The sequence below is a fragment of the Bacillus sonorensis NBRC 101234 = KCTC 13918 genome (assembly GCF_001592005.1).
GTDB lineage: Bacteria > Bacillota > Bacilli > Bacillales > Bacillaceae > Bacillus > Bacillus sonorensis.
In genome coordinates this window covers 1-21911 of sequence record NZ_BCVZ01000031.1, presented here as the reverse complement: position 1 = coordinate 21911, position 21911 = coordinate 1, and the positions used below count along the sequence as shown (strand labels likewise).

Below are 21911 nucleotides of genomic sequence, written 5' to 3'. Positions count from 1 at the left end.
AATCACTATGATTTTGTTACCCGGCAAAGAAAGACGTTAAACCTTTCTTTTTAAAACAATGAGGGTGAAATCATCATGGAGCTGAAAATCCTGAAGCTTGAGCAGACTGTCGTAAATATTTTCAGCCATTTGCTGTGCAGGCTCTCCCATATGTACGGAGATCATGTTTTGGAGGTCTGATCGTTCTAAAAATCCGGTTTCTGTTCTGCACTCGGTCACTCCATCCGAAAAGAGGATAATCATATCGCCTATGTCGAGCTTTTGCTCATATTGTTCATACTCATAATCCGATGATATGCCGAGAACGAGCCCTTTTCCTTTTAAATCGCGGAACTTGTCTTCCCTGCAATTATAATAAAAGCCTGGTTCATGACCGGCAGATGCAAACGTAAATAGGTGTTTTTCCAAGTGGTAATTCCCGTAGAACATCGTAATAAACATGCTCGGGTCCACATTTTGTTCGACGACCCTGTTTAAACTCTTCAGCACTTGCGAAGGGTGCGTTCCCGAGTCTGGCAGGGAATCCATCGCATATTTGATCATCGACATGCATAATGCTGCCGGTATCCCTTTTCCGATCACATCCGCAATGGCGATATTGATCGATTTCTTATCCCGGACAAAATGATAATAATCGCCGCTCATTTGCTTCGCCGGAACGCTGATCGCCCCGATATCAAGCGTTTCGTCTTTCGGGATTTTCGTTTCCAGGAGCGTCTGCTGCACATTTGCGGCAATTTCAATCTCGGATTTAATTTCCTGCTGAATGCCCCGGAGTGTCTGGTGCTCTTGATAGGCCAAGCCGTATCCAATCATTACTTCAATTAAAAAGTCGAGCGAATGGAACACATCTTCCGGAAGATCTGGATACAATTCAGACAGAACTTTTCGGTGTATGCTGATGATTTCTTCCGGCGGCACTTGATGCTCGATCGTTTTTCTGCTGAATTTCTGTCCCTGATATAAGGACGTCTCTGTTAAATCAGATATATAACGGCTAAGCAGCTGACGATAGCGCTGCTCAATCACTTCCCTGAAATCCATTCCTTCCCTCCTACCGAAGCCACTTTACGGCTTTTATCTCCGTTCCCTTTTCAGCGTCTGAATTCAGCTCAAATTGGTCCATCAGACGCTTTACTCCAGGCAGGCCGGCTCCGAGGCCCCCTGAGGTTGAAAAACCGTCTTCCATGACTTTGCGGATGTCGGCTATCCCAGGCCCCTCATCTTCCGCAATGATTTTCACCCCTTTTTTACCCCTTTCTTCAACCTCTTCAATACAAATCTGGCCTTTTCCCGCATATAAATAGATATTCCGGGCCAACTCCGAAATAGCCGTCGTGATTCTGGCCTGATCAACTGTGCCGAATCCAAGTTCTTTTGCGACATTTCGCCCGAGCTGTCTGGCAGCTACTATATCCCATTCTGTCAAAATCTTTACACAGGACTGGTCTTTCATACTTATTCCCCCAATTCCCGCTGCAATGTCTCGAGCCCTTTTTCGAGATCGAGGGCTGTCTCGATCTCGTCCAATGAAATGCCGAGTTCAATCAATGTCACCGCAACAGCCGGCTGTATGCCAGTCAGGACGACTTTAGCCCCCATAAGTTTTGACATTGTAATCACATCGCCGAGCACTTTGGCGATGAATGAATCGATGATGTCGACAGAGGTCAGGTCGATCACCACTCCGTTCGATCCCGTCTCATAAATTTTATTAAGCAAATCTTCTTGAAAATTTAGAGCGGTTTGGTCATCGAGCTCTACCTGGATGGAAACCAATAAAAAGTTGTAGAGTTTTAAAATTGGAATTTTAGGCACTCTCAAAACTTATTCCTCCAACGAAACAATTTTTCGGTCTGTCATTTCCAGTGCGGTTTGAATTCCTTTTTGCAGGGTATTTTTCGTAATAACCTGTGTTAAATCAATGCCTAAATTGACAATCGTCTGCGCGATTTCCGGACGGATTCCGACGAGCAGGCATTTGGCGCCTACCAATCTGACGGCTTCCGAGGCCTGGATGATATGGTGTGCAACCATCGTATCAACAACAGGGACTCCCGTAATATCGATTAAAACGACTTCAGAACGGTGCTTGACGACGCCGTTCAGCAGATTTTCCATAATCTTTTTGGCCCGCTCGGTATCGATCGTTCCGACAAGAGGCATCACTGAAATATTTTCAAAAACCGGAATGAGCGGCGCTGATAGCTCTTGCAGCGCGACCTTCTGCATGGCGACGGTTTTTTCCCAGGAAATGGCGTACTGATTTAAAATTTCGCTGTTAATCGGATCGATGAATTTGTCGATTTCCCAAATCAGATCATAGCACTGCTGATCTTCGGGGCGATCCTTGTTCATTTCATAGTAAAGGTTCTTCCAAAAAGCTGATAAACCTGAAGACAGGAGCTTTAAAGGAACACCCATTTGTACGGCTTTGGAAGAAAACTGATAAATATTGTCGATGACTTTCTCATCTTCAGCTCCCGAACCATTCATTAAAATATGAATATATTCGTTGCTGATCGTCTGATACATCTGTTCGGTCAGTTTCGAGTTTGACAATGTGCCATTCAACTCTTTCAGAATATCCGCCAAGCTTTCGGCAAGCTCGTTTTGATGTTCCGAAATATACTTTACTACCAATTGATTCGACATGTTTATCCCCCCAACTACATACAGTAACAATTTTTTGCCTAACATTTTCATTATATCGTTTGTCAATTTTGAAAACAAAAAAAGTTGCTCTTTCTTCTTGAGCAACTTTGTTCTCTTATTTAAAAATCGATAAGTGCCAAACTGATTTGTAAGGCTTCATTGACCTTTTCCATCATTTCATCATCGAGATGAGTGATTTTGTCCGTTAATCTTTGCTTGTCAATCGTCCGGATTTGTTCGAGCAATATAACGGAATCTCTTTCAAAACCATATCGTTTCGCATCAATTTCGACGTGGGTAGGTAATTTTGCTTTCTGTATTTGGGCTGTTATGGCTGCAACAATAGCAGTTGGGCTGAAGCGATTGCCGATGTTGTTTTGAATCACTAAAACCGGGCGCACCCCGCCTTGTTCTGAGCCAACAACAGGAGATAGATCAGCAAAATAAACATCGCCGCGTTTAACAATCAAATGATTATCCTCCGCTTACTAAGCGCTCTACTGTGTTTTCAGCCTCATACTCTGCAAATTGTGCCTCTGAAGAGATGTTCAAATTGATCTTTGCCATCTCCATATAACCGCGTCTCATCGATTCTCGAATTTGTCGATTTTTGCGTTCACGCAAATACATTTTTGTGGCTTGGTAAATCAGTTCATTTCTGCTCCCGTTATCTTGCATGACGACACCATCCAGTTCTGATACTAAAGCCTCTGGCAAGCGAATCAAAATTTCAGTTGTAGCGCTGGATTCAGACAAAAACATACACCTCCACCAAACTTACGGATACAACACTCTATCCATTCCAATCATAATCATATCATTATTCTTTCCGCAAGCAAAGCTGTTTTTCAGCTTATGATTTATTTTTCAATATCATTCGGTAAGATCGGATTCCTTATTTCCATTATACTCCCTTTTTCCAAAAACATACGGGGGACCCTGGAACTTATCATACAGGTAATTTCATAATTGATCGTTTGCAGTTTTTTGGCGATTTCGTCGACTGAAATCGATTCGTCTTTTTGTTTACCGATTAATGTAACTTTCGTACCGACGGGATATTCTTCTGAAAGGGAGATCATAAATTGATCCATGCAGATTCTTCCGGCGATTTTCTGCCGTTTTCCGTCGATCAGCACTTCGCTTCCCGCAAGGCGCCGGAGCCAGCCGTCCGCATAGCCGACAGGTACGGTTCCGATCCATTCATCATGCTCAGCCGTATACGTCGCTCCGTAGCTGACGCTTTCCCCTTTATGGATTTTTTTCACATGGACGAGCTCGGTATGCAGGGAAAACACTTCCTTTAGCGGAAACGGAAGCTCGTCTTTTATTTCAGATGAAGGAGACAACCCATACATGCTGACGCCGAAGCGGACCGCATTAAAAAGCTGTTCCTTGAAGCGCATGCCGGCGGCGCTGTTTGATGAATGCACCATTAAACGGTCAAGCGGAAGGGGCTTGATCAGCTCCTTAAAACGGTCAAGCTGCATGTTGAAGTAATCTGTCTCCTTTTCATCCGCTGTCGCGAAATGGGTGAAAACGCCGCGGCAGTTCAGCTTGTCCGACGCTTCCGTCATGTCCATCATTTCTTTGATTTCTTCTTCTGTTTTACAGCCGAGACGCCCCATGCCCGTGTCGATTTTCAAATGAAAATCGAGGGGGACGCTGACGCTGCCGATGAAACCGAGCACGTCTTTCAGCCAGCGCACTGAATATGCAGTCACAGTAATGCGATGTTCTGCGGCGATGCCGACATACTCCGGAGGGACCGCTCCAAGCACGAGAATCGGGGCGTCTATCCCTTGCCCCCTTAAAGAAAGCGCTTCATCTAAAAAAGCCACAGCAAGAATAGACGCCCCTTCTTCAAGGGCCGCCTTCGCCACTTGGGCGTCTCCATGGCCGTAAGCATTCGCCTTGACGACCGCCATCAAGTGAACCCGCCCGCCGATATGCCGTTTCATATTCCTCACATTTTCTTTTACAGCTGTTAAGTCGATCTCAGCCCATGTCTTTCTGTAGAATGGTTTTAAGCTCATACTGACACTTCCTGTTCCTTGTTCAACTCAGTCTTTCCCCATCATACTAAAAATGCGGCAGAAAGGGAAATCCTGTACAGTGTTAGACGGGAAAACGCGAACAAAAGTTGTTGGTTTTATATACATTTTGCGGAAAAACAGATGAAAACATGCACAAAAAATAAAACAGCCCGTTCCCCGCAGGACCGGAGAACAGGCTGCTTGAAATGGAGGGCTATTTGGATGATTGGCCCTGCATGCTTTTTGCGACCATCAGGAGCTCATCCTGGGACAGATCCTCAGATGAAATGTAATAATCGACTCCTTCATATGTCCATGACAATGACTTTTCTGAAAGCGCGCCGACCGTAAATCCGAGATCAACAGGCTCGCCGTTCATGGAGACGGATGTTGACGTTTTGGCGACGCGGGCTTTTTCCTGAATTAATGTAAATGACTTTTCACCGCCGTATGTGATGACGATTCGTTTGCCGTCATCTGTGGCCATTTCTTTTTCTTCAAGCTTTTTCACGCCTTGAGGCAGATCAAGCGGAGTCTTGACGGCAAATGAGTCGGATGGTTCAGTGCTTGTGGCCACATCGATTTGCGAAAGCGTCATGTTTTTCTTTTCATCGAACGAACCTTTGTCAAGAGGCTTATCAAATTCAAAGCTCTCAAACTCCACCTTGACCATGGCTTTTCGGTCTGTATCCATCACTTTTACAGATGAAGGGGCCATATTTTTTTTATGAAAAACAATTTCCTGTGTCGGCAGCATTTGGTTATGCTGATAGTTTGTTTTCGTTTCGAAAATATACTTTGAATCCTTTGCCTTAAAGGATGCTTCTCCATCGCTTTTAATGTCTTTCACGAGTGATTCAAACAAGTACACCTGGCTGCTGTTGTTGGGCCAATCGCTGTGAAAACGGAAGCTTTTATTCAGGGACGGTGTAAGAACGAATACGCCGTTTTCATTCCGCAATATCACCTGGCTCTGGTCTTTTTTAGGGTTTTCTAAATAGACCCTGTAGAAGGAAGGTTTTTTATGCCAGATCTCCACGTTGTACTCCTGCGGTTCATTTCCCGTTTCAATCGTCATTTTTGCTTTTGCCTTATAGGACGTGTATTCTTTTGCCTTCTTGTCGAGCCCCGTGACAACGTCTTCTTGCGATTTTTGGCCGCAGGCAGAAAGCATCAAGACAACAAGCAGCCCCGTTAAAAGCAAAACAAAGCTTTTTCTCACCTTTTTCAACCCCTTTTTAATCATTGATGTAAAAAGGAAGAAACCGCTTGTTCGACTTAACGGTACGCCTGAAAAAAGGGGCCGGCTGGTTCGGCATGCGTACCATAAAAGCCTGCAACGACTTGTCTCCCTTATTGCACTACCCAATATATGAGGGAGGTGGAGACAATATGCAGACTAGCATGACAACCTTTTGATTGATTTTATGTCCGTACTATTTAGCGAAATGATGTCATAAACGTGTTACTATGTATGTACAAGATAATTGCAAAGGGGCTTATGACAAAAACATGTTTATCAGAACGGAAAATTTTCGGACGTTTATCAGGCTCTACCCGGCCACTGCAGCCATATTGGCCCTGCAGCTTGCGATATGGGTTCTTTTTTTAATTCCGCTTCCAGCCGTGCAAATGTGGTCGGATTTGACGATAGGGTTTAACTTGGGGATCGCGGAAGGAGAATGGTGGCGGCTTGTCACGCCAGTCTTTATCCATGCCGGGTTTTCCCATCTTCTCTTTAATTCGATGTCGCTCTTTTTATTCGCGCCTGCGCTTGAACGGATGATGGGAAAACTTCGGTTTCTCGCCGTTTATATCGGGTCGGGCGTGATCGGCAATATCGGCACATACTTCATCGAGCCGCCGGAATATACGCATGTAGGAGCTTCCGGGGCGATATTCGGCCTGTTCGGCGTATATTTGTATATGGTTCTTTTTCGAAAAGGGCTCATGGATACCGCGAACTCACAGATCATCGTGACGATTCTGGCGATTTCGATTTTGATGACATTCATCAACTACAACATCAACATCATGGCGCATATTTTCGGTCTGTTGGGCGGGCTGGCGCTCTCGCCCCCGCTTTTGCCAAAAAAGAGTGGCGGCTTTTAGCCGTTCACTCTTTTTTCATACGAATACCATTCAAAAATGTCCTGTGAATCTTTCTCCTCTGCGTCTACTACTGAAAATTTCTCCATCAGCACATTGGATTTTGTGACTGTGTGGATGGACACCAGCTGTTTGCGGCGCTGAAAATAGGAACGACTCACCTCGTAGACCTGCATGCGCCTCCGCTGGATGACCGCTGTCGTTCTGCCGATCAGCCTCGATGACATGATCATCTTTTCACCGCTTATTTTCCAACCGGCATCGCGATATGCCAAATATCCGATCATCCAGGAAAAAGGGATGGCTAAGATCGATACATACCCCCACGGCGGCAACAGCAGGCAGAGCGGGACCACTGCCGCTACAGGCCATGAAGCGCGCAGGAGATAACGGCTTAATGCGCGTTTCGGCAAGCGCTTCAGCTCTTCTTCAGGAGCATAATCGGGCAAAAATTCCTCGAGCCGTTTTCTCAACGATTTCCTGCTGATGATAGGAAACAAAACGGTAGACTTATCATCTTCCATGACGCTTCCGCCCGCACTTACAATCGTGACCGAGGCAAAACCGAGCGGCTGCCTGATCAGGCTTTCTTTTATTTTCACCGCCTGGATGCGGTGAAGCGGAATGGTGATTTGCTGTTTTTCAATCAGTCCTCTGGAAATGACGATTTCGTTGTTTTTGCGGACAACTTTAAAATCGGTATACTTCAGCATCATTCCAATGACGCTGAGCAACCATGCGATGAAAAGGGCGACAAAGACGACTAACGCGATGACAGTCACTCCTGCCTTGTTTAAAAAAGAAAATTGATCATACAGCCAGTCCAGGTTGAAAATATCGTCTAATTGCGTATAGATGGCTAAAATCCCTGAAATAATCACGCCGATGCCGCTTGAAGTTGAAGCGGCCGCCAGAAGCTCCCGTCCGCTCATTATGTATGTGATATCAGCCGCCTCTTTTTCGGCCGGTTCGGCAGCGCCCTCTTCCGGAACAGGCAGCTCTCCGCTTTCAAAAGCAGCGATTTCTTTTTTTCTCTCAAACAGGGCGCGCTTGATATGTTCGGCTTCGGCCTGTGAAATGGCTGCAAGGGTTACTTCAGCTTCTTTTCCGCCTCCTGCTGTTTCGACCTGAAGTTTGACAAGCTTGAATATTTGCTGGATGATGCCTGCGCTTGTATTGACTGTTTGAATCCGCTCGATTGGAATGTACCTTTTTTTCTTCGTCAACAGACCTTCCTCGATCCGAAGCTCATCCTCTTCAATCCTGTAGGTGAATTTTCTCCATTTTATGATGCTGCTTACAATCAAAAAAATGAAAATCAAACACACAGCGCTGTACGCTGTGATCGTCACCACATGGTTCTTATTCAAAAAAAAGGCAACTCCGAAAGGAATGATATAGTTCTTCACTGTTTCAACAAGGCTGGAAAAGAAATTCAGAAGCATGGCTGCGGGATGGAGACGCTTCGGTTCAGACATCATTTTCTGTCACCCTTGCCAGACGGGAGATGAAATCTCTGAGCTGATCCGCTTCTTCCATATCAAGAGCCGGTATCGAATGGGTCGTAGCAGCTGTTGTAATTTGCACAGAAGCAAGGTTGTATTTTCTGAGCAGCGGCCCTTGTGATGTATCGACATGCTGCACTCTGACCATCGGCACGATCACGCGTGTCACTACGAAGATGCCATGCTGAATATCGATTTCATTCTCATGTACTTCATACCGCCAGATTCGGTGGCGGATGTTCGGAATAATAAAAATGATAATAACAGAAATCCCCAGCCATAAAACGGCCCCCAATATTCCGATCCACAACGGCCATTTAAAGAACACGGTTAATGTAAACAGTCCTGCGGCCATCAGAAATAATATACATGATGTGATGGAGGCGCTGATTTTCCATACTTTTACGCCCTCACGGCTGATTTGATTTTTCGGCTCGCTTCTCAACACTAGATTCCCCCAATCTTATGTCCTAATTACGATCCAGCCGCTCAAAATGTTTCACTTTTTAAAAAAGGCGAATCCGTTAAAAAGGATTCGCCTTTTGATTATGAATTATAGGATTTTTTTTGGCGTCTGTCACTTGAAGAACGCTTTTTATCATAGGACGAACGCGTGTTCTTTCCTTTTCCTCTGTATCCGCCGCCATCTCTGCGTTTTGTTGAGCGGTGGTTTTTATTCCGCTTCGTTCTGAGCGGTGCTTCTTCTGTCAAGCGTACAGGTGTATTATCCGGCTCTTTTGTCATCATTTTAATGGCAGCCGCTACGACTGTAACAGCGTCATGGTCTTCCAGCAGTTCAGCTGCAGCGGACATATAAAAGTTAAGATTGTTGTCTTCAATAATCGTCCGGATGCGGTCAACCGTTACCTGCTGCTGCCCTTCAATCGCCTCGTCAAGAGTCGGCGCTTTCATGCGGTCCATTTTGCGTTTTGTCGTTTGTTCAATCGCGCGCAGCATGTCCTTTTCACGCGGAGTGATGAATGTCATCGCCATTCCGGTCTTGCCGGCACGTCCCGTTCTTCCGATGCGGTGAACATAGCTTTCCGGATCCTGAGGAACATCAAAGTTATAAACGTGCGTGACTCCGGAAATGTCCAAGCCGCGGGCTGCAACGTCTGTCGCCACAAGCACTTCAATTGCGCCTTGCTTGAATTTGCGGAGAGCCACCATACGCTTCGCCTGTGTCAAATCTCCATGGATTCCTTCAGCCGTATAGCCGCGCAGATTCAACGCTTCCGTCAGTTCATCGACACGGCGCTTCGTGCGGCCGAATACGATCGCAAGCTCAGGAGACTGGATGTCAAGAAGACGCGTCAGCGTATCAAACTTTTTGCGCTCATGCACTTCAAGATAGAATTGCTGGATGTTTGACACCGTCATTTCCTTTGCTTTTACTTTAATGTGCTCCGGGTTGTTCATAAAGCGTTCGGCAATCCGCTTAATCGGCGCAGGCATTGTTGCCGAAAACAGCAGTGTCTGATGGTCTTCAGGCACATTGGAAAGAATGGATTCGATATCTTCGATAAATCCCATGTTCAGCATTTCATCCGCTTCGTCGAGGACAACGGTGTTCACCGTTTGAAGGCGCATCGTGCGACGGTTGATATGGTCAATCAGACGGCCTGGAGTTCCAACGATAATGTGGGGATTTTTCTTTAATGCGCGAATCTGGCGGCCGATATCCTGGCCTCCGTAAATAGGAAGAACCCGCGCGCGTTTATCCTGTCCGATTTTATATAGCTCTTCAGAAACTTGAATGGCTAATTCTCGAGTAGGTGCGATAACAATGGCTTGAATGTTAGGAGACTCGGGGTCGATTTTCTCAACAAGGGGGATGCCAAATGCAGCCGTTTTTCCTGTTCCCGTTTGTGCTTGTCCGATCACATCTTTATTTGCAAGACCAAGCGGAATCGTTTGCGCCTGGATCGGTGTTGCTTCTTCAAATCCCATGCGCTTAATCGCTTTTGTGAGATCAGAACTTAATTGAAAATCTTGAAACGTTATAGTCATGTATTCAAACTCCTTCTGCTTACTGTTTCAGTAATGTCGTGTTTCATCAATAAAAACTGCCCTTTATATAAAGGACAGGTTCATACTTATACAAAGCCCGAATTACTTTACATGTTATATTACCATTCCGATATGCGTTTTTCAACAAGACGACAATAAGGGATGTGCTTTGCGGGTGTTTTCATAAAGCAGGTTCATCCGGTTTTTTGAAAAAACGCCGGCGGGTCAGGGCATATGTATTCCGCGAAATGAAATCGCTGCGGCAAACATGCCGCTCCCCGTCGCAAACCGTCTTACCGCATGCCTTTTACACATTGTAACATAGGCTCTCATGGGTTTCGACAGTACAAGTTTATTTTTTCTTCAACCTGTTCCTTTCGCCATTATATTTTCCCGATTTGCGATCATTTATTTATGATCTCTTCAGAAAAGCTTCGACAGTATGAAAAAGAAATGAGGTGTTTTCTTCAAGACAAATATGGTGATGCGATTCCGGGAGCAGACATAGTTTTTTTTCGTTGGAAGGAATCGTTTCATATAAGTAAAAAGCGCTTGATACAGGTACGATTGAATCACGTTCTCCCTGAACGATGAGCACAGGGATACGAAGTTTTTTCAAAGCGGGTTTGGTGGCTTTGACGAGCTTGTGGAATTGCAAAGCGGAGGAAACAGGCGTGTTTGTCAGCTTTTTCTTGTATCTTTTGTATAGCTGATTGTCCTCCAGACTGCCTTGAAACGTATCTTTTATGACAGTTTTTAAATCTTGAATCAGCTGTGCGGGGCTGATATATCGGGCAGCCGCACTTAACAGCACAAGGCGGCTGACCGGATATTTTCCCGCCAAATAGGCGGCGATCATTCCGCCCATTGAAAAACCGATTACATAGACGTCATCGCATTCCTTCAGAAGGCGGATGAGCTCGACTTCCGCGCATGCAATCCATTCCTGATAACAGACGCCTTTTAAAACCGGAATGTCTCCGTGCCCCGGAAGCGTGATCATCTCAATCTTCCAATCGCCCGCTTGCTTCAAGTGGGCGGCCAGCGGCTCTATTTCATACGGAGCTCCTGTAAACCCATGAATGCATAAACACCCTATCATGACCTTTCACCCGTTTTCTTTTTGCTGTTTATCAAAAAAACCGACTGAATGATTCCATATGAAGAGCTTTTTGCACGCGAACCGGTTCCTTACAAATCTTTTACGACATCTTCAAGCTTCATTCCTCTTGATGCTTTCACCAGAATGAGATCTCCCCGATCCGCTTTTTCCTTCAGCACCTGTTTCAGGCTGTCTTTATCTTCGCGGCTAAAATGAAAAACCCGGTTTTCAGGGAAATGCTGAAGCGCCCCTTTTGCAATATATGCCCCAAGGTCTCCATATGCAAAAACAAATTCGATCAGCCCGGGATCAATCGATTGCCCGATTTCCTCGTGGAAGATTTTTTCATTTTCTCCAAGCTCTAGCATGTCGCCGAGAACAAGCAGTTTTTTGCCATACCCATCCAGCTGCTCGACAAGCTCGACCGCCGCCTTCATGGACGTCGGACTGGCGTTGTAGGCGTCATTGATGACGGCAATACCGGCTTCTGTTTTGACCAGCTCAAGCCTCATTCCCGTTACTTTCAGTGCTTTCAGCCCTTTGGCGATGTTTTCGCGGCTGACGTGCAATAGATCGGCCGCGGCAATGGCCGCCAACGCATTCTTGACATTATGCTTTCCGAGGACAGGAATGAAAAAGGCGGTTTCGATCCCTCTGACACGGAAAAATGCGCCTTCTTCCGTCTGTTTTACGTCCTCCAGCTGGTAATCGAATGCCGGGTCTTCCCCGAATGTTTTTGTCTGATATGGCGGATGAATGATTTTTTCGGAGAGAAGCGGTTCATCTCCGACATAAATCAGCGTCCCCTCTTGTGAAAGGCCGTTGACGATTTCCAGCTTCGCTTCTGCGATTCCTTCTCTTGAACCGAGTTCAAGCAGGTGTGATTCGCCGATATTTGTGATGACGGCGATATCCGGACGGGCAAGGCGTGTCAAAAAATCGATTTCGCCTTTTGCGCTCATTCCCATTTCAAGCACGGCAATCTCGGCATCTTCCGGCATTGCGAGAATGGTAAGAGGCAGGCCGATGTGATTATTATAGTTCCCTTCCGTCTTGTGCACCTTGTATTCGGTATTTAAAACAGCGTGAATCATATCCTTGGTCGTCGTTTTTCCATTCGATCCTGTCACACCGACGACTTTCACCTGAAGCTCGTCGCGGTATGCCTTCGCCAGTCTTTGCAGGGCTTTCAGCGTATCATCCACAATGATGACTGCGCGTCCTTCCGGCGGATTCGGCTCATTCCGATTCCACAGGACAGCCGACACACCGGCCTGAAAAGCCTGCTCTGCAAACGCGTGTCCATTGAACCGTTCCCCTGCAAGCGGAATAAACAATTGTTCTTTCTCCAACTTTCTGGAATCTGTTGACACACCCTTTACCAATCGTTCGCCAAACGACTGATCCAGAAGAGTGCCTTCCGCCATATCGGCGATTTCTTTTACTGTTCTCTTTATCATGTCTGTCCCTCTCTTTCTCCAGCAAGGAAAAGAGACACTACCCGAAAAAAGATAGTGTCTTACAGCTTATAGAGAGCGGCGGTTGTCCGCTCCCCAAAAACCCGGCTGGGATGAATCAAGGCTTGCCGGCTTCCGGCCTGCCCCTCGATTAAAATGTATGTTTGATCTGCTGTTTTTCTTGATGACGCTCAACGGCCAAATCGACGAGCTTTTCGATCAGATCGGAATATTCGATTCCGGATTCCTTCCATAAAAGAGGAAACATGCTAAATGGGGTAAAACCGGGCATTGTGTTGACCTCATTGATCAAAACCTTTCCTTCATTGGTCAGGAAAAAGTCCGCTCTGACAAGGCCTGAGCCGTCAATCGCCTGAAAAGCCCTGATTGCCATCGTCCGCATTGTTTCGTATTCTTCTTCTGCCAAAGAAGCCGGAATAATCAAGTCGGTATCGCCGTCTTCATATTTTGCTTTATAGTCGTAAAAATCCTTCTTCGGAGCGATTTCACCCGCCACCGAACAGATCGGTTCATCATTTCCAAGAACGCCGATCTCAATTTCACGGCCGATGACGCCTTCTTCCACGACGATTTTGCGGTCATATTGGAAAGCCAGTTCAAATGCCTGATCGAGCTCTTCACGATTCCGGCATTTGCTGATGCCGACGCTTGAGCCGAGATTTGCCGGCTTGACAAAACACGGATAGCCGAGCTCTGCTTCGACTTGATCATAGCTTTCTTCTTTCGCTTTACTCCAGGTTTTTTTCACAAAAGACACATATTTCGCCTGGTCAAGACCCGCTTGAGCGAACAGATGCTTCATAACCACCTTATCCATTCCTGCTGAAGAAGCAAGAACCCCGTTTCCGACATACGGAACATTTAACAGCTCAAGCATGCCCTGAATCGTGCCGTCTTCTCCGTTCGGCCCGTGCAAGAGCGGAAAAACAACATCGACCGGCTCTTCATCCTGTCCGGATTGTCCCGGGAACATATCCCGGTTCAGCAATGCAGGTGAAAATGTCTGACCCGTCTGTTCAAATTGAAGCATTTTTACGTTTGAAACAGGTTCTGACAGCTGCGGCCCTCTCAGCCACTCGCCCTTTTCTGTTATATAAATCGGATGTATATCAAATTTTTCAGTATCCAACGCTTTTGTAACGGCTAACGCGGTTTGCAGGGACACATTATGCTCCGCAGATTTCCCGCCGTATACCAAACCTAATCTTGTCTTCAATTCGTACTCCCCCCACTGGATTCATCTTTACTATCTTATCACTTTCCCGGGAAAATGATCTAATGATTTTAAACTTATTAAGCAACTGAAAAAAAGCATTTATATGTAATTCCTTCTCATTTTATATTAAAATGACTTTGAAAAGGAGAGATGGCAATTGAAAAAAATCACAACTGCAGCACAATTTAATGAACTCATCCAATCCGATAAAGAAATCATCATCAAGTTTTACGCCGATTGGTGCCCTGACTGCACACGGATGAACATGTTCATCGGGAACATCCTTGAGGCATACAAGGAAAACGAGTGGTATGAACTGAACAAAGACGACCTTCCAGAGCTTGCAGAGCAATATCAAGTCATGGGCATCCCAAGCCTCTTGATTTTCAAGAACGGAGAAAAAACAGGTCATCTTCACAGTGCAAATGCCAAAACGCCTGAAGAAGTAAATGAATTTTTATCGGAACATATCAGTTAATTCGTTTCACATCTGTTTTTTATGTCTTTCGGCACGGACGGGGCTTGATCTGTCCGTGCTTTTATATATATAGCTGCTTCATCCGTCATGATAAAAGACGGTCTAACGCCATATTTGTTACAAATAAAAACGGAAGATGCATAAGATCGACAAAGTATTTCCCGGGAAACGAGCAGACGACAAAATCGATCAAAAAAGTCCTTGATTCGATCATTAAATTCAGGTAGAATGTTTTTTGTTCCTATTTTGCAATTATTTTTTCTAGTTGAGTGAAGCCCATGTCGGCTTCTTTTTTTATTTGCTTTTATGGAAATATATTCATATTATAGAGTTTTCTTCAATACGGTGTTAGAGGTCTCACTTTACAGAGTGCGATTTGCTTTTGTATAATTGATAATGATTATCAATATCATATAGCTGTTGCGAGGTGAATATTGTGCCCCCTCAATCTGAAGATAGAAAAATGCAAATCATACAGCGGTTCATTCAGCTTGGAATATACAAAAAAGCGGAACGGCACCTTTACGAATTGTCCTTGAACGAACTTGAAAGCGAATACGAATCTATAAAGCGAAGAAAGGCGGACAACCATGTCAAAACGAAAAATTAAAACCTATCATCAGCTTGTCGACGAATATAAAAAAGAAATCATCCGCAGCCATAAGGAAATGGACATGATTTATGACCGGATCGACCGCAGGCTGACGGCCGTTTCCAAAGGAAAACAATCATGAAAAAAAGCCGGGCAGTTGTCCGGCTTTTTTATGTTTCGCTGAACGCCTTTCCGGCAAGCTTGGCGATGGTCGCATCATCCATTGGCGGGTTGTGAAGACCCGCCCTGACGTCCCGGTAATATCTTTGCAGCGGGTTTGTCCTTGCGAGGCTCTTCGCTCCGACGACCCGCATCGCTTTGTCCACAACATTGATCGCCGCATTTGTGACCGCATGTTTAACAGCTCCGAGTTCTCCTGTCAATTGACTGCGGCGTTTCGGATCATCATAGATTTCTGCGACATGGTACAAGAAATGACGGGCCTTCATCAGCTCCAAATCAATCTCCCCGATATGCCGCTGAACAGCGGGCACTTCTTTAATCGGCCCTTTCAAGCTGTTCGGCGTATAGACATTTGCAAAATGAACCGCATAATCCCTCGCCGCTTGGGCGATTCCGAGATAGACGGCCGGAATGTGAAGAAGCCAGCCGTTGATGTTTTCCGTTCTTTTGCCGGTTAGAAGCTCTACAAGCATTGAATCGTCAAGGCGGACATCTGTCAGCACAAGATCGTGGCTTCCCGTTCCTCTCATCGCGATCATATCCCATGTTTCCTCAATCGCCAGACCTTCAGCATCCTTGTGAATCAAAAAGACACCGATCGTCTGTTTTTCTTCGATCCAGGCGGTGACAAGGAAATAGTCAAGCACAGGGGACATGGTCGTAAAGATTTTTCTGCCATTTACGATCCAGCCGCCCCCTTCTCTCACGGCATTGGTGCCGGGGCGTCCGCCTCTTGTGGGACTGCCGGTCTGTGCTTCGCTTGCCGCCCTGTTAACCAGCGCCCCCTTCAACGATTCTTTGGAAACCATCGAAAACACGTCGGGATCCCAGCTGTTTCCTTCCGCCAATTCCCCCATGACACTCAAATGCCAGCCGATGCTGAGAGCGGTTGGACCGTCTCCTTTTGCCAATCTTTCCTGAAATAAAAGCATGTCATAAAGTGAAATGCCTTCACCTCCGTACCTTTCCGCCACCGTCAGCGCGGTATAGCCCGAATCGCGCAATTGCTGGATATGCTCTTTTGGAAAAAGAGCATGTTCATCATAATAAGCGGCCGTTTTCGCAAATTCATCTGCGAGTTTCCCGATTTTTTCGAGCCATTCCCGCTGTTTTTCGTTTTTTACAAATAATGAGCACACATGGAAACCCCCTGACATTATTCCGATCAATTTAATATGTATTATAGTTTGCGAAATGCTGATGCGCAACCAATGAGTATTATAAAAAAGCGCGCTCTCGAAGCGAGGCGCACTTTCATTTACGCGGTTTGTCCGTCTTTCTTCATTCCGAGGTAAATCAGCATGTATGTCAAATAGCCCATCGTGATGACAAGACCGCCGAAGAAAAAGTCGGAAAACAGCGGTTCCTCATATGCGGCGATGCCGGCAAGCACGATCCAGCTTGCATACAGATAGCCGATAAAAAAGCGGAAACCAGTTTTTAATTTATATAACATTAACAAACCTGCAAGCGAAAACAATCCAAGCGCAAGTCTAAAATAGACAAGATGGTCAAAATGAAAAGCAAAAGAGACAAATGAAAATGACAACAGCAAGATCATCGGCATTGCCGTAATAAATTTTCGCATAGATTGGTCATCTCCTATTCCCTTATTATAAGGAAAAATAGGAGCATAAAACTGTAACCGCGACATGTTTCACAAAAATGTCATGCCTCCGCCACCGCTTTTACAGTTTGATATCCCGTTTGCAGAAGCTCCACCAGGCCACACCGATAAAAAACACAAAATGAATGGCGATGATAACAATCGAAAATACCGGGGTCATTCCTGTAAAAAGCGTTTTTGCATGTTCGCCGTATTGCGTAAAATCGGTGTTGGCAAACAGCAAAAATTTTCCCCAAGGATTTTTTAAATACGCCATAATCGTCACAAGCGTTTTAGCTCCGTACAGCACGGCAATCGACACCATGATGCTGAGGGCGCTGCTTCTGAACAAAGCCGAACACAGGAACGCAAAAGCGGCCATCAGAAAAACCTCAAGCCATTGCGAGCCGATCATGCTTAACGTATTGAAAAATAATGTCCCGGCCTTTGGATCGAGTTTTGCTCCAAAAAAGACAAGACCGAACAGCAGTGAAAAGCCGTAATAGATCATAAAAAGCCAAATGCTTGCAAGCACGCTTGTCAAAAACTTGGAGATCAGGATTTTCTCTCTGCTGACAGGGCGGATCAGCAAAAATTTAATCGTCTTTTTGTCATACTCAAATGAAATGATCGAAGCCGCCACTACAATCGTAAGACCCTGCAAAAGAATATTCAGGTTGGGCGCAAAAGAAAAGTAGCCGATGAAATGATCATCCGCGCCTGCGCCAGCCAAAATCCGTTTTGTCACCAATGCAAGCAGAAACTGAAACACAACAATTAACGCCAGCGATACAACGGTTACTTTTCGCTTGACCAGCTTGACATGCTCATTTTTAATCAGCCGAAACATCTGAATCTCCCTCCTCCATCGCAGCGGTTAATGTCATATATTCATCCTCAAGCGACTGTTTAAAAGGAGCAATCGAATATACATCAATATCATGGATGACAAGCTGTTTATTTAAAGCGGGAATTTGCCTTTTTTCCGCTTTGACAGCCAACAGCCCTTTTTCCATCCATGCTTCATAGCCATTCTCGGTCATCCATTGAAGCGCCTTCTCCTGAGGCTGCACCTCCAAAAGCGCTGTTTCAAGCTTTTCTTCCGCCTCAGTCAGGCTGACTGAAGATTTCACCCTGCCTTTTTGAAGGATGACGACCCTGTCGCACAAATCTTCAACTTCCTTCAACAAGTGCGTTGCAAAAAGAATGACGGTCTCTTCCTCTTTGGCCAGCTCCCGCAGATGTTCACGGAAATCCTTCATTCCCGCCGGATCCAAACCGTTCGTCGGTTCATCCAAAATCAGCAGCTTGGGACGGTGAAGAATCGCCTGGGCAATTCCAAGACGCTGTCTCATTCCAAGCGAATAGGTTTTCACTTTATCGTCAATCGCATCTTCAAGACCAACGCGGCCGACCACCTCTTCCAGCCTCTCCTGGCTGATCCCGGAATGCATATTGGCATAATGTTTAAGATTTTCATAGCCTGTAAGATATGGATAGAATTCAGGATTTTCCACAATGGCGCCAACAGATTGAATCGCTTTTTCAAATTGGCGGTCAATCGGGAAACCGTTAATGATGATCGAGCCGCTGCTCATTTTGATTAACCCGGTGATCAGCTTGATGAGCGTCGTTTTTCCGGATCCGTTCGGACCAAGCAGGCCGATGATTTCCCCCTTGCCGGCCTTAAGATGGATGTCTTTCAGTATCGTTTTGCCGTCAATGATTTTATTGACGCCTTCTATATGTAAAACAGGATGATCAGTCATGCTTGTCCTCCTTTTTCCAAAAAAATAAACAGTGCCAAAAGGCACTGTTTGATTATAGCATTTTTCACCGCATTACATAGACACTTCTGAATGAGGCGCTTCGATTTTGCCATGCTTTTTCTCCGTTTCGGTAACAATCACGGCACATGCCGCATCCCCTGTCGTGTTGACAGCCGTCCGGATCATGTCTAGAAGTCGGTCAATTCCCAAAATTAAGGCAATTCCGGCAACAGGAAGATTAACAGATTGAAGAACCATCGCCAGCATGATCAGACCCACGCCGGGCACCCCTGCTGTACCGATGCTTGCCAGCACGGCGGTCAACACAACCATCAACAGCTGTGGCATTGTGAGATCCACCCCGTAAACCTGAGCGATAAAGATGGTCGCAACCCCTTGCATGATCGCCGTTCCATCCATGTTGATCGTAGCACCGAGCGGCTGAACGAAACTGCTGATCGGCTCCGGCACTTTCAGCTTTCTTTGCGCGACATCCATGGAAACCGGCAGTGTCGCATTACTGCTTGACGTACTGAACGCAACGATCATAACCTCTGAGAAGTCCTTAAAGAATGTAATCGGATTCCGCTTTGCGAACAATGCAATCGTCGTACCGTAAGTGACGATCGTGTGGATGACAAGTGCCAATATGACAACGATCATGTACAATCCCATCGCTTTGATCGCGCTCCATCCCTGGCTGCCGATTGCTGTCGCGATCAAACCGAACGTCCCATACGGCGCAAATTTCATCACAAGGTTGACGAGATACATCATCAATTCGTTGCCTTGTTCAACCACTTTCAGAAGAGCGTCCGCTTTTTTCCCGAGCATTGTAATCCCGAGTCCCACAAGGATGGAGAAAGCGATGATTTGCAGCATATTTCCTTCGGCCATCGCTTGAACCGGATTTGTCGGAATGATGTTCAGCAGCGTTTCCGCTATGCTCGGCGCTTTTTCGGCTGAATATTCCGCAGAGCTTGTATCATATGACCCGATTTCTCCCGGTTTAATGACCAAGGCCAAGATAAGGCCGATAATGATGGCGACCGCTGTTGTCGATAAAAAGTACGCGATCGTTTTCGCACCGATTCTGCCGAGCTTCTTTGGATCTCCAAGCCCCGCTACCCCCAATGTCAGAGAAAAGAATACAATTGGAACAACAAGCATCTTAATGAGATTTAAAAAGATGGTCCCGAGCGGCCCGAATAGGAACGTATTGAGCTTCGAGAACAGGTCAGGCGATGTAACGTTTAACACAATACCGACTACCGCACCAAGAATTAAACCAATGATGATTTTCGTTGCCAATTTCAATAAAGTTTCCCCCTTTTGAAAAAAAGCCCATGAGAGAGGTCTCCCATGGACTTTTACCATTTGATTTGGTTCCACATGACTCTCTTCACGTTGATGAGGTTAGCTGACGGGTTCGGACGAAGAGATGTCCGTCTTTCCGCTCGCATGGAACGGAAAAATTCACCCCAAATGATCGGGTCCCCCACTCCTAAAAAAGGATTAAACGTGTGGCGTTATAAAGTTATATTACATTTATACCTGATAATTCGAAATATGTAAACAACCTTTTTCATTTTACAATTTTTTGCTATTTATTAGGATTCGCGTCCCGGTTTTCGTCCTTATTTGTCACCTCAAGAACATCAAGGCAAAACACAAAAATCGGAATCCCGATGATCAGGCCCCAAATGCCTATGAAATGCTCTGAGAAAATCAACACGATAAACGTGAAAAAAATCGGCAGCTCCGTCTTTGCAGACATCAATTTCGGATTAAGGAAATAGGTTTCAATCGCATGGACGATCATAATGACGAGCACCAAGGAAACGATATAAGCCATTCCGCCGATGCTGTAGGCGATAAAGCTTAACGGAATAAGAGAAATGACAACGCCGGCGACAGGAACCAAACCGAGGAAAAATACCATGACCGCCAGGCCGAAAAGCTGAGGAAAACCCATGATTCCAAGGGCGATGGTCGTTAACGCGCAGTTGACAGAAGCGATGATGAACTGAGCCTCAAGCACCTTGCCGAAAGTTCTCGTGAATTTTCTACCGAAAAAAGCAATCTCCTCATAAAAAACGGCCACTTTGCTCGTTTTAAATTTATCCATCAAATTCATGACTTTATCTTTTTCAATTAAGAAAAACATACTGAGAATCAAAGACATCACCATTTGCAGACCGAATGTGCCGATGTCCGTAATATATGTATAGATAAAGTTAAGTCCCTTTTCCAAATACGATGTCAGGTTGATATCGCCGAACATATTGGTGATCATATCGAGAAAAGGGATGCTGTCTGGATGAGAAGCGATATATTTTCCCTGTTTAATCAGCTGCTGAATCTGCTTGACGATAACAGGATAGTACAGCGCCCCGCCAAGCGAAAGCCCGAGAACAAGTGCAGCGTATAAACAGGATATAATCAGCTTCTGGCTGACTCTAATAAAGCGGTTTAAAAAATGTCTGATCACATTTTCCAAACGATTCATTAAAAATGTAAAAATAAATGTGAGCAGTATTAAATTCATCATGCTGCGTAAAAGGTATAAAACCCCCGTTAAAATAACAAAAACAAAAAAGCGCCTGACCCCAGGATGCTGAAAAAATTTAATCAACGCTGCCATTCTTGCACACTCCCACCAGTACTTTAGTCCTTAACTATTAGCATATTCAAGCTTTATAATTACAATTTGATGTATCATCTGTAAATTATATAACAAAAAAGCGCGGAAATCTCTTTCCGCGCTTAAATAAATCATAAAAAATTTTATATTTCAAAACAGCGAAAAAAATATACACCAGACGCCGGTTTATCACTGTTTGGCCATCGGTTTGATAGGTCTGTCTACTCAAATCCTTTAGTAGGATGCAGTGAAGAAGAGAAGGCCCCCAATGGAGCCCCCCTCTCTCCTTTTTAACCGCTTCTTCTTTGTCTTCCGCCTTTTTCGCCGATATCGCGGTAAAAATCTTTATCATGGTTTTTGCTTGTGGCTTCTCCGCCTTTTTCACCGATTTCCTGGTAAAATTCCTTTCCATGGTTTTCGCTTGTGGCCTCTCCGCCTTTATGGCCGATCTCCTGGTAGAACTCTTTGTCATGGTTTTCGCTTGTGGCCTCTCCGCCTTTTCGGCCGATCTCCTGGTAGAATTCTTTG

The 21911-nt window shown here is 45.4% G+C and carries 25 protein-coding genes and 1 riboswitch; of the genes, 4 read left to right on the top strand and 21 right to left on the bottom strand.

The features are described from left to right. Nucleotides 1-36 precede the first annotated feature (36 nt). The 8 genes from BTR1S_RS20575 to BTR1S_RS20540 form a co-directional block, all read right to left on the bottom strand. Nucleotides 37-1044, bottom strand: a complete 1008-nt coding sequence (locus BTR1S_RS20575; protein WP_006638782.1) for a PP2C family protein-serine/threonine phosphatase — start codon at nt 1042-1044, stop codon at nt 37-39. A gap of 10 nt (nt 1045-1054) precedes the next feature. Next, entirely contained in the window at nt 1055-1456 is a 402-nt protein-coding gene (locus BTR1S_RS20570) for an anti-sigma regulatory factor (RefSeq protein ID WP_006638781.1), read from the bottom strand. Between the two features lie 2 nt (nt 1457-1458). Beyond that, on the bottom strand, nt 1459-1824 hold the full coding sequence (locus BTR1S_RS20565) for an STAS domain-containing protein (RefSeq protein ID WP_006638780.1): 366 nt from the start codon (nt 1822-1824) through the stop codon (nt 1459-1461). Nucleotides 1825-1827: 3 nt separating this feature from the next. Next, complete coding sequence (gene rsbRA, locus BTR1S_RS20560) at nt 1828-2655, bottom strand: RsbT co-antagonist protein RsbRA (RefSeq protein ID WP_006638779.1); 828 nt, start codon at nt 2653-2655, stop codon at nt 1828-1830. Between the two features lie 119 nt (nt 2656-2774). Further along, complete coding sequence (gene ndoA / locus BTR1S_RS20555) at nt 2775-3125, bottom strand: type II toxin-antitoxin system endoribonuclease NdoA (RefSeq protein WP_003179128.1); 351 nt, start codon at nt 3123-3125, stop codon at nt 2775-2777. A gap of 4 nt (nt 3126-3129) precedes the next feature. Continuing rightward, nucleotides 3130-3411, bottom strand: coding sequence for a CopG family ribbon-helix-helix protein (locus tag BTR1S_RS20550; protein WP_006638778.1), 282 nt, complete (start codon nt 3409-3411; stop codon nt 3130-3132). A 104-nt stretch (nt 3412-3515) separates the two neighbouring features. Then, a complete protein-coding gene (gene alr / locus BTR1S_RS20545; protein WP_006638777.1) occupies nt 3516-4691 on the bottom strand; it encodes an alanine racemase in 1176 nt (391 codons plus the stop codon). A 214-nt stretch (nt 4692-4905) separates the two neighbouring features. Then, on the bottom strand, nt 4906-5922 hold the full coding sequence (locus tag BTR1S_RS20540) for a LolA family protein (protein WP_087962525.1): 1017 nt from the start codon (nt 5920-5922) through the stop codon (nt 4906-4908). Nucleotides 5923-6203: 281 nt separating this feature from the next. On the opposite strand from BTR1S_RS20540, the gene BTR1S_RS20535 reads away from it, so the two are divergent. Next, nucleotides 6204-6803 (top strand): rhomboid family intramembrane serine protease, encoded by a 600-nt coding sequence (locus BTR1S_RS20535; protein WP_029418978.1) that lies wholly within the window; start codon nt 6204-6206, stop codon nt 6801-6803. Here the strand turns inward: BTR1S_RS20535 and BTR1S_RS20530 are convergent. The 6 genes from BTR1S_RS20530 to BTR1S_RS20505 form a co-directional block, all read right to left on the bottom strand. After that, a complete protein-coding gene (locus BTR1S_RS20530; RefSeq protein WP_029418977.1) occupies nt 6800-8281 on the bottom strand; it encodes a PH domain-containing protein in 1482 nt (493 codons plus the stop codon). The genes BTR1S_RS20535 and BTR1S_RS20530 overlap by 4 nt on opposite strands. Beyond that, nucleotides 8271-8750 carry a PH domain-containing protein gene (locus tag BTR1S_RS20525; RefSeq protein ID WP_006638773.1) on the bottom strand — a complete coding sequence of 160 codons (480 nt, stop codon included), beginning with the start codon at nt 8748-8750 and terminating at the stop codon, nt 8271-8273. The genes BTR1S_RS20530 and BTR1S_RS20525 overlap by 11 nt, the downstream gene beginning before the upstream one ends. A gap of 101 nt (nt 8751-8851) precedes the next feature. Beyond that, nucleotides 8852-10315, bottom strand: a complete 1464-nt coding sequence (cshA, locus tag BTR1S_RS20520; protein WP_006638772.1) for a degradosome RNA helicase CshA — start codon at nt 10313-10315, stop codon at nt 8852-8854. Nucleotides 10316-10727: 412 nt separating this feature from the next. Continuing rightward, a complete protein-coding gene (locus tag BTR1S_RS20515) occupies nt 10728-11417 on the bottom strand; it encodes an alpha/beta hydrolase (RefSeq protein ID WP_029418976.1) in 690 nt (229 codons plus the stop codon). 89 nt (nt 11418-11506) lie between these two features. Beyond that, nucleotides 11507-12877: a UDP-N-acetylmuramoyl-tripeptide--D-alanyl-D-alanine ligase gene (locus BTR1S_RS20510; protein WP_029418975.1), complete on the bottom strand. Its 1371-nt coding sequence runs from the start codon at nt 12875-12877 to the stop codon at nt 11507-11509. A gap of 148 nt (nt 12878-13025) precedes the next feature. Next, nucleotides 13026-14111 (bottom strand): D-alanine--D-alanine ligase, encoded by a 1086-nt coding sequence (locus BTR1S_RS20505; RefSeq protein ID WP_006638769.1) that lies wholly within the window; start codon nt 14109-14111, stop codon nt 13026-13028. 157 nt (nt 14112-14268) lie between these two features. On the opposite strand from BTR1S_RS20505, the gene BTR1S_RS20500 reads away from it, so the two are divergent. From BTR1S_RS20500 to fbpB, 3 genes are all read left to right on the top strand, one after another. Then, nucleotides 14269-14589, top strand: coding sequence for a thioredoxin family protein (locus tag BTR1S_RS20500; RefSeq protein ID WP_029418974.1), 321 nt, complete (start codon nt 14269-14271; stop codon nt 14587-14589). Nucleotides 14590-15052: 463 nt separating this feature from the next. Next, nucleotides 15053-15199 carry a Fur-regulated basic protein FbpA gene (locus BTR1S_RS22265; protein ID WP_006638767.1) on the top strand — a complete coding sequence of 49 codons (147 nt, stop codon included), beginning with the start codon at nt 15053-15055 and terminating at the stop codon, nt 15197-15199. After that, nucleotides 15180-15323, top strand: a complete 144-nt coding sequence (gene fbpB / locus BTR1S_RS20495; protein WP_006638766.1) for a Fur-regulated basic protein FbpB — start codon at nt 15180-15182, stop codon at nt 15321-15323. Before BTR1S_RS22265 ends, fbpB begins: the two co-directional genes overlap by 20 nt. A 28-nt stretch (nt 15324-15351) precedes the next feature. On the opposite strand, the gene BTR1S_RS20490 is transcribed toward fbpB, so the two are convergent. The 7 genes from BTR1S_RS20490 to BTR1S_RS20460 form a co-directional block, all read right to left on the bottom strand. After that, on the bottom strand, nt 15352-16521 hold the full coding sequence (locus BTR1S_RS20490; RefSeq protein ID WP_034326173.1) for an acyl-CoA dehydrogenase family protein: 1170 nt from the start codon (nt 16519-16521) through the stop codon (nt 15352-15354). Between the two features lie 101 nt (nt 16522-16622). Then, a complete protein-coding gene (locus BTR1S_RS20485) occupies nt 16623-16952 on the bottom strand; it encodes a hypothetical protein (RefSeq protein ID WP_006638764.1) in 330 nt (109 codons plus the stop codon). A 100-nt stretch (nt 16953-17052) separates the two neighbouring features. Then, nucleotides 17053-17820 carry an ABC transporter permease gene (locus BTR1S_RS20480; RefSeq protein ID WP_029418972.1) on the bottom strand — a complete coding sequence of 256 codons (768 nt, stop codon included), beginning with the start codon at nt 17818-17820 and terminating at the stop codon, nt 17053-17055. Continuing rightward, on the bottom strand, nt 17804-18739 hold the full coding sequence (locus BTR1S_RS20475; RefSeq protein ID WP_029418971.1) for an ABC transporter ATP-binding protein: 936 nt from the start codon (nt 18737-18739) through the stop codon (nt 17804-17806). Before BTR1S_RS20475 ends, BTR1S_RS20480 begins: the two co-directional genes overlap by 17 nt. Before the next feature lie 72 nt (nt 18740-18811). Next, entirely contained in the window at nt 18812-20056 is a 1245-nt protein-coding gene (locus BTR1S_RS20470; protein ID WP_006638761.1) for a dicarboxylate/amino acid:cation symporter, read from the bottom strand. Between the two features lie 74 nt (nt 20057-20130). Further along, nucleotides 20131-20271: riboswitch (cyclic di-AMP (ydaO/yuaA leader) on the bottom strand. Nucleotides 20272-20342: 71 nt separating this feature from the next. After that, nucleotides 20343-21383 (bottom strand): AI-2E family transporter, encoded by a 1041-nt coding sequence (locus tag BTR1S_RS20465; protein ID WP_006638760.1) that lies wholly within the window; start codon nt 21381-21383, stop codon nt 20343-20345. Between the two features lie 290 nt (nt 21384-21673). Continuing rightward, on the bottom strand, nt 21674-21911 hold a 238-nt coding region (locus BTR1S_RS20460; RefSeq protein WP_169802099.1), incomplete at its 5' end, for a con-10 family general stress protein.